Genomic DNA, 6207 nt, shown 5'->3' on the forward strand with positions numbered 1-6207 from the left:
GTCGCGGCCGGGACCGCTCGGGCGCCGGGCCGGGACCGGCCCCGTCCCGGCCGCCGGCCCGGTGCGCCGCGGGGCCGGTCGCTCAGCCGTCGCCGCCCGTGAAGTGCTCGCGCACGAGCGACTGCACCACGGTGAGGTCCCCCGCGACGAGCGCGTCCAGGAGTGCCGTGTGCTCGGCGGCGTCGGCGAGCAGGTCGGCCCGCCGCGTGACGGGGCTGCCGGCCAGCGGCCACTGGGACCGGCGGTGGAGGTCGTCGGCGACGGCGACGAGCTGCTCGTTGCCCGCGAGGGCGAGGACGGCCCGGTGGAAGGCCCGGTCGCTCTCGGCGTAGCTCGCCCGGTCGCCGACCGCGGCGGCGGCCACGGTGGCCTCGGCCAGCGGGCGCAGGGCGCCCCAGGCGCCGGCCGGGAGGGTGCGGGCGAGCCGCAGCATCACGGGGACCTCGATCAGCGCCCGTACCTCGGCGAGCTCGGCCAGCTCCCGGGGCCCGCGTGCGCTGACCCGGAAGCCGCGGTTCGGCACGACCTCGACGGCCCCCTCGGAGGCCAGCTGCTGCATCGCCTCGCGCACCGGCGTCGCCGAGACACCGAGACGGGCACCGAGCGCGGGCGCCGAGTACACCTCCCCGGGGGTCAGCTCCCCGTCCACCAGGGCGGCCCGCAAGGCGTCCAGGACCTGGCCGCGCACCGAGTGCCGCCGCACCGCGCTGGGCGCGGCAGGCCCACCGTGGGTGTGCTCGCCGCGCGCCTGTCCGGGCACGCGGGTCTCCGGCGGGGTCGCCGCGCACGCGTACGCCGGACGTACGTCCTCACGGGCTCTGCCCTGCTCCACTGGACCTCCTCGGACCGGCGGCCGCCGGCTCGCGTGCGCCGGGGCCCCTGTGCACGATAGGCGGAGCGGGTCCCGGTTCACACACCGCGCGATTCGGGTAAGGTAAGGCTTACCTGCAAAAGATCGCGATTCGGTGGTTCCCACATGCCTGTGCCCGCCCTGCTCACCGCCGCCGCGCCGTCTCCCGTGAACGCGGCGTACACGCGCATGACCGAGGTCTTCCCCGGGCTGCGCGCCGAGGTGCTCGCCGACGACGACGCCACGCCCACGGGCGGCGGCTGGGTCGGCGCGGCGGAGCTCGCCGAGGGCGGCGCCGCGCTGGACGCCTTCCTCGCGTGGGACGACGCGCAGGTCGTGCGGGACTACGGCACCCGGGCCCGCCCCGACGTGGTGGCCAGCTTCGGCCTGCACCGGTACGCCTGGCCGGCCTGCCTGCTGGTGACCGTGCCGTGGTTCCTCCACCGCCGGGTGCCCCGGATCCCCGTCCGGGACGTGTTCTTCCAGCGGGCCCTCGGCCGTCTGACCGTCCGGGTACCGGAATTCGCCTGCCTGCCGGACGACCCCGCGGCCTCCCTGCCCGGCGCCCGGGTCGTACCGGACGAGGCGGCGCTGCGGGCGGAGGTGCTGGAGGCGGTGGCGGAGCACCTCGGCCCGGTCCTGGAGGGCTTCCGGCCGCGCATGCGGCGCGGCAGGCGGGCCCTGTGGGGGATGGCCACCGACGAGATCGTCGAGGGGCTCTGGTACGTCGCCCACCTGCTCGGCGAGGAGCGCCGCGCGATGACCGAGCTCGAACTGCTGCTGCCGGGCACGACCGAGCCGTACGTGGGCACCGCGGGCTTCCGCGAGCTGACCGGCCCCAACGGCGAAGCGCTGCCGACCCGCGACCGGGCGAGCTGCTGCCTCTTCTACACGCTGCGGCCCGAGGACACCTGCGTCACGTGTCCGCGCACCTGCGACGCCGACCGCGTGAAGAAGTTGCTGCCCACGCCGTGACACGGCGGGGCGGGCCCGGACCGTCCGCCCGGACGATGCCGTTCGCACACAACCAGTCCCCTACGAGCGCGAGTTCGAAAGGATTCCGCCCAACGGTGGTCCCTGTCACCCCAATGGCGTTCACTTGCCCCGAATCCGCCTGAACGCGCCGGCATCCACGTCACGATGGCGCCCGAAACGCCTTACGTGACGCAAGGGACCGCGCATGAGACTGACCGACATATCGCTCGACTGGCTGCTTCCGGGCGCCGTACTGCTCGTAGGGGTCATGGCGGCGGTGACGGTGGTCGCGCGCGGCAGGCGTGCCGCTGAGAAGGCCGCGGCCGACGACAGCTGGGAGCGCGGCGAGGAGCGCCGCAGGCGCAAGGAGGCCCTCTACGCCACCGCCTCGTACGTCCTTCTCTTCTGCTGTGCCGCGGTCGCCGCCGCGCTCTCCTTCCACGGGCTCGTCGGCTTCGGCAGGCAAAACCTCAACCTGACGGGGGGCTGGGAGTACCTCGTGCCGTTCGGCCTGGACGGAGCCGCGATGTTCTGCTCCGTGCTCGCCGTACGCGAGGCCAGCCATGGTGACGCGGCCCTGGGCTCGCGGCTGCTGGTCTGGACGTTCGCGGGCGCCGCCGCCTGGTTCAACTGGGTGCACGCCCCGCGCGGCATGGACCACGCGGGCGCCCCGCACTTCTTCGCGGGGATGTCGCTCTCGGCCGCCGTGCTCTTCGACCGCGCGCTGAAGCAGACCCGGCGTGCCGCGCTGCGGGAGCAGGGACTGGTGCCCCGCCCGCTGCCGCAGATCCGGATCGTCCGTTGGCTGCGCGCCCCCAGGGAGACGTTCGCCGCCTGGTCGCTGATGCTCCTGGAGGGCGTGCGCACCCTGGACGAGGCGGTCGACGAGGTCCGCGAGGACCGCCGGGAGAGGGAACAGGACCGCCACCGCCGCCGGGACCAGGCGAAGCTGGACCGCGCCCGCATCAAGGCGCTGAACCGGCAGAACCGGGCCTGGGGGCGCGGCGGCCGCACCGGGCACCAGGTGGACGCCCAGCCGGCCATCGCCCCGGGCGGCGGCACGCAGGCCGCCGCGGAGCCCGCCATAGCCGAGCCGGGACGGTTGCCCCCGCGCCCCCGGCCATCCCTGCAAGCCGTGAACGGCGCGGACTCCGGGAGTCCTCCGGCACGGGACCCGAGCGGTGACCCCGTGACGGTCGACCTCACGGCCGAGGACGACACCCAGGCCCTGCCCCGGCTGGACTCGCTGGAGCGGAAGCTCAAGAACCTGGAGCAGCAGTTCGGCTGAGTCTCAGGCCGTACGGCCGCAGAGCTCGAACCACACCACCTTGCCCAGCGCCTGCGCCGTGATCCCCCAGGAGTCGGCCAGGCTCCGCACCAGGAGCAGCCCCCTGCCGTGCGTACCGTCGTCGGCGTTCGGTACGTACGGCGTGGGCTCCCGCTCCACCAGGAAGTCGCGTACCTCCACGCGGAGGCGTGCGGGCGCCGAGGTCACGGTGACCACCGCGCCGTTGCGGGTGTGGATCAGGGCGTTCGTCAGGAGTTCACTCAGCAGGAGTTCCGCCACGTCCGGGTCCTGGCGGCCCGGTCGGTGGCGCAGGAACTCCCGCAGCGCGCACCGCATCTCGCCCACGGCCGACAGATCGGCATGGCCGACCCTGCGGCGCAGCCGTGTCGGCCGCCTCTCCCGGCGCCCTGTCAGCTCCCCCGTACGCATCTCGGCACGTCCCCCCGCTTCCGTCATCTCTCGAACATCGTCCGGGGATGCATGCCCCACAGGCGGGCGGCCACGCCTCTTGCGGCACCAACAGGTGAACGGGCACCGCACCCGGAGCCCTGCGCAGGCGCAGGCGCTCTGCGTCCGCGGTGGACCCGCTCAGGGACGCGGCACGTTGCGGAGGTTGGAGCGTGCCATCTGCAGCATCCGGCCCACCCCGCCGTCCAGCACGATCTTGCTGGCGGAGAGCGCGAAGCCGGTGACCATGTCGGCGCTGATCTTCGGTGGGATGGACAGGGCGTTCGGGTCGGTGACCACGTCGACGAGCGCGGGACCCTTGTGCCTGAACGCCTCCTTCAGCGCGCCCTCCAGCTGTTTCGGCTTCTCCACCCGCACCCCGTAGGCGCCCGCGGCGCGGGCCACGGCGGCGAAGTCCGGGTTCTTGTTGGTCGTGCCGAAGGACGGCAGCCCCGCCACCAGCATCTCCAGTTCCACCATGCCGAGCGAGGAGTTGTCGAAGAGGACGACCTTCACGGGCAGGTCGTACTGCACGAGGGTGAGGAATTCCCCCATCAGCATGGCGAATCCACCGTCGCCCGACATCGACACGACCTGCCGGCCGCGGTCCGTGAACTGGGCTCCGATCGCCTGCGGGAGGGCGTTGGCCATCGAGCCGTGGCTGAACGAACCGATCACCCTGCGCCTGCCGTTGGGGGTGAGGTAGCGGGCCGCCCACACGTTGCACATTCCGGTGTCCACGGTGAACACGGCGTCATCGTCGGCGAGTTCGTCGAGCACGGCGGCGACGTACTCCGGGTGGATCGGCACGTGCTTGTCGACCTTGCGGGTGTAGGCCCGGACCACGCCCTCCAGCGCGTCGGCGTGCTTCTTCAGCATCCGGTCGAGGAACCTGCGGTCGCTCTTGACCTTCACCCGCGGCGTGAGGCACCGCAGCGTCTCGCGCACGTCGCCCCAGACGGCCAGATCGAGCTTGGACCGCCGGCCGAGGCGCTCGGGGCGGACGTCCACCTGGACGATCTTCACGTCGGTGGGGAGGAAGGCGTTGTACGGGAAGTCGGTGCCCAGCAGGATCAGCAGGTCGCACTCGTGGGTGGCCTCGTACGCGGCCCCGTAGCCGAGGAGCCCGCTCATCCCGACGTCGTACGGGTTGTCGTACTGGATCCACTCCTTGCCGCGCAGGGCGTGGCCGATCGGGGCCTTCACCCGCTCGGCGAACTCCATGACCTCGGCGTGCGCTCCGGCCGTGCCGCTGCCGCAGAACAGCGTCACCCGTTCCGCCTCGTCGACCAGCCGGCAGAGCTTGTCGATCTCCTCGTCCCCGGGCCGCGCGGTGGGCCGCGAGGTGACCAGGGCGTGCTCGGCGGCCTTCTCCGGGGCCGGCTGCCCGGCGATGTCACCCGGCATGGACACCACGCTGACGCCGCCCCGCCCCACGGCGTGCTGGATGGCCGTCTGCAGCAGGCGGGGCATCTGCCGCGGGTCGGAGATCATCTCGTTGTAGTGGCTGCACTCCTGGAAGAGCAGCCCGGGGTGGGTCTCCTGGAAGTAGCCGAGGCCGATCTCGCTCGACGGGATGTGCGAGGCCAGGGCGAGCACCGGGGCCATCGAGCGGTGGGCGTCGTACAGGCCGTTGATCAGGTGCAGGTTGCCGGGTCCGCAGGAACCGGCGCAGGCCGCGAGGCGGCCCGTGATCTGCGCTTCGGCTCCGGCGGCGAACGCGGCGCTCTCCTCGTGCCGTACCTGGACCCACTCGATCCCGGAGTGGCGCCGGACGGCGTCGACGACCGGGTTGAGGCTGTCACCGACGACGCCGTAGAGACGCTCGACGCCCGCCCGCACGAGAATGTCGACGAACTGTTCCGACACGTTCTGCCTGGCCATGGCGTGCCCTTCCTGCCTGTGCGCCGTGCACATGCGGCGGTCCCGGCTCCGGGCCGCGGGACACGGCCCGCCGGGCTCCGCAATCCATCAACCCACGGCGTACGCGGTTACGCCTCCCAGACTGCGGCGCTCGTGCGGTCGTCGGCGTACCCCGTGGCCCTGAGCTGGGTGTCGGCCAGGTAGGCGGGCAGGCCCGGCGGCCCGCCTACCGCCCACCGGCGGGCGAGTTCCCGGGCCAGTGCCGGTTCCCCGCGCATCGGCTCCGCCAGGCCGCTGCCGCAGAGGAGCAGCGTGTCGCCCGGGCGGGCGACCGAGGCGCGGAAGCGGAAGGGCTCGGCGGGCGGAGGCGGCGGGTCGTCCGCGTACGGCGGCGCAGGCGTGGTGATCTGCAGGTCCAGGGTCAGCCTGTCCCCGCCGGGCCCCTCCTCCGGCCCCGCGGCGGCCCCGGGGCCACCGGTGGGGTCGGGGTCCAGGTCCTGCCAGGCGCCGTCACGCAGCCGGAAGAGGCCGCCCGCGCCGACGCCGAAGAAGACGCGCGTGCGGCACTCGGGATCGGCGGGCAGCAGAAGGCAGCGGACACCGGCCGTGTAGGCGGACGGCTCCAGGCCCAGCTCGGCGGCGCGGGCGCGCAGTTTGCCGTACGCGCGGTCGGTGAGGCGGTGCAGACCTGACTTGAGGTCGCTCCTGCGCCCCGCCCTTATGTCGTCGCAGAGCCTGGCGTGGCTGCGGGCGACGGCGCCGCCGATCCAGCGGCAGGCGTCGG

At 73.7% G+C, this 6207-nt stretch carries 5 protein-coding genes and 1 pseudogene; 2 read left to right on the forward strand and 4 right to left on the reverse strand.

Annotated elements, in window-relative coordinates; genetic code table 11:
* Positions 1 to 82 precede the first annotated feature (82 nt).
* On the reverse strand, positions 83 to 832 hold the full coding sequence (locus ABZ371_RS27620; protein WP_358684449.1) for a GntR family transcriptional regulator: 750 nt from the start codon (positions 830 to 832) through the stop codon (positions 83 to 85).
* 144 nt (positions 833 to 976) lie between these two features.
* On the opposite strand from ABZ371_RS27620, the gene ABZ371_RS27625 reads away from it, so the two are divergent.
* Both ABZ371_RS27625 and ABZ371_RS27630 read left to right on the forward strand, forming a co-directional pair.
* Positions 977 to 1825, forward strand: coding sequence for a (2Fe-2S)-binding protein (locus ABZ371_RS27625; RefSeq protein WP_358684451.1), 849 nt, complete (start codon positions 977 to 979; stop codon positions 1823 to 1825).
* 205 nt (positions 1826 to 2030) lie between these two features.
* Entirely contained in the window at positions 2031 to 3113 is a 1083-nt protein-coding gene (locus ABZ371_RS27630) for a DUF2637 domain-containing protein (protein WP_358684453.1), read from the forward strand.
* Positions 3114 to 3116: 3 nt separating this feature from the next.
* Here the strand turns inward: ABZ371_RS27630 and ABZ371_RS27635 are convergent, their stop codons facing one another.
* From ABZ371_RS27635 to ABZ371_RS27645, 3 genes and pseudogenes are all read right to left on the reverse strand, one after another.
* A complete protein-coding gene (locus ABZ371_RS27635) occupies positions 3117 to 3542 on the reverse strand; it encodes an ATP-binding protein (protein WP_358684457.1) in 426 nt (141 codons plus the stop codon).
* 159 nt (positions 3543 to 3701) lie between these two features.
* Complete coding sequence (locus ABZ371_RS27640; protein ID WP_358684455.1) at positions 3702 to 5444, reverse strand: pyruvate dehydrogenase; 1743 nt, start codon at positions 5442 to 5444, stop codon at positions 3702 to 3704.
* A gap of 107 nt (positions 5445 to 5551) precedes the next feature.
* Positions 5552 to 6207 (reverse strand): annotated as a pseudogene (locus ABZ371_RS27645) (hypothetical protein); the annotation flags it as partial.

This window comes from Streptomyces sp. NPDC005899, assembly GCF_040629645.1.
Taxonomy (GTDB): Bacteria; Actinomycetota; Actinomycetes; order Streptomycetales; family Streptomycetaceae; genus Streptomyces.

Excerpts from the sequence above, each read along its gene's own strand:
- ABZ371_RS27640 (WP_358684455.1), bottom strand. The coding sequence starts at position 5,444 with ATGGCCAGGCAGAACGTGTCGGAACAGTTCGTCGACATTCTCGTGCGG.
- ABZ371_RS27625 (WP_358684451.1), top strand. The coding sequence starts at position 977 with ATGCCTGTGCCCGCCCTGCTCACCGCCGCCGCGCCGTCTCCCGTGAAC.
- ABZ371_RS27630 (WP_358684453.1), top strand. The coding sequence starts at position 2,031 with ATGAGACTGACCGACATATCGCTCGACTGGCTGCTTCCGGGCGCCGTA.
- ABZ371_RS27635 (WP_358684457.1), bottom strand. The coding sequence starts at position 3,542 with ATGCGTACGGGGGAGCTGACAGGGCGCCGGGAGAGGCGGCCGACACGG.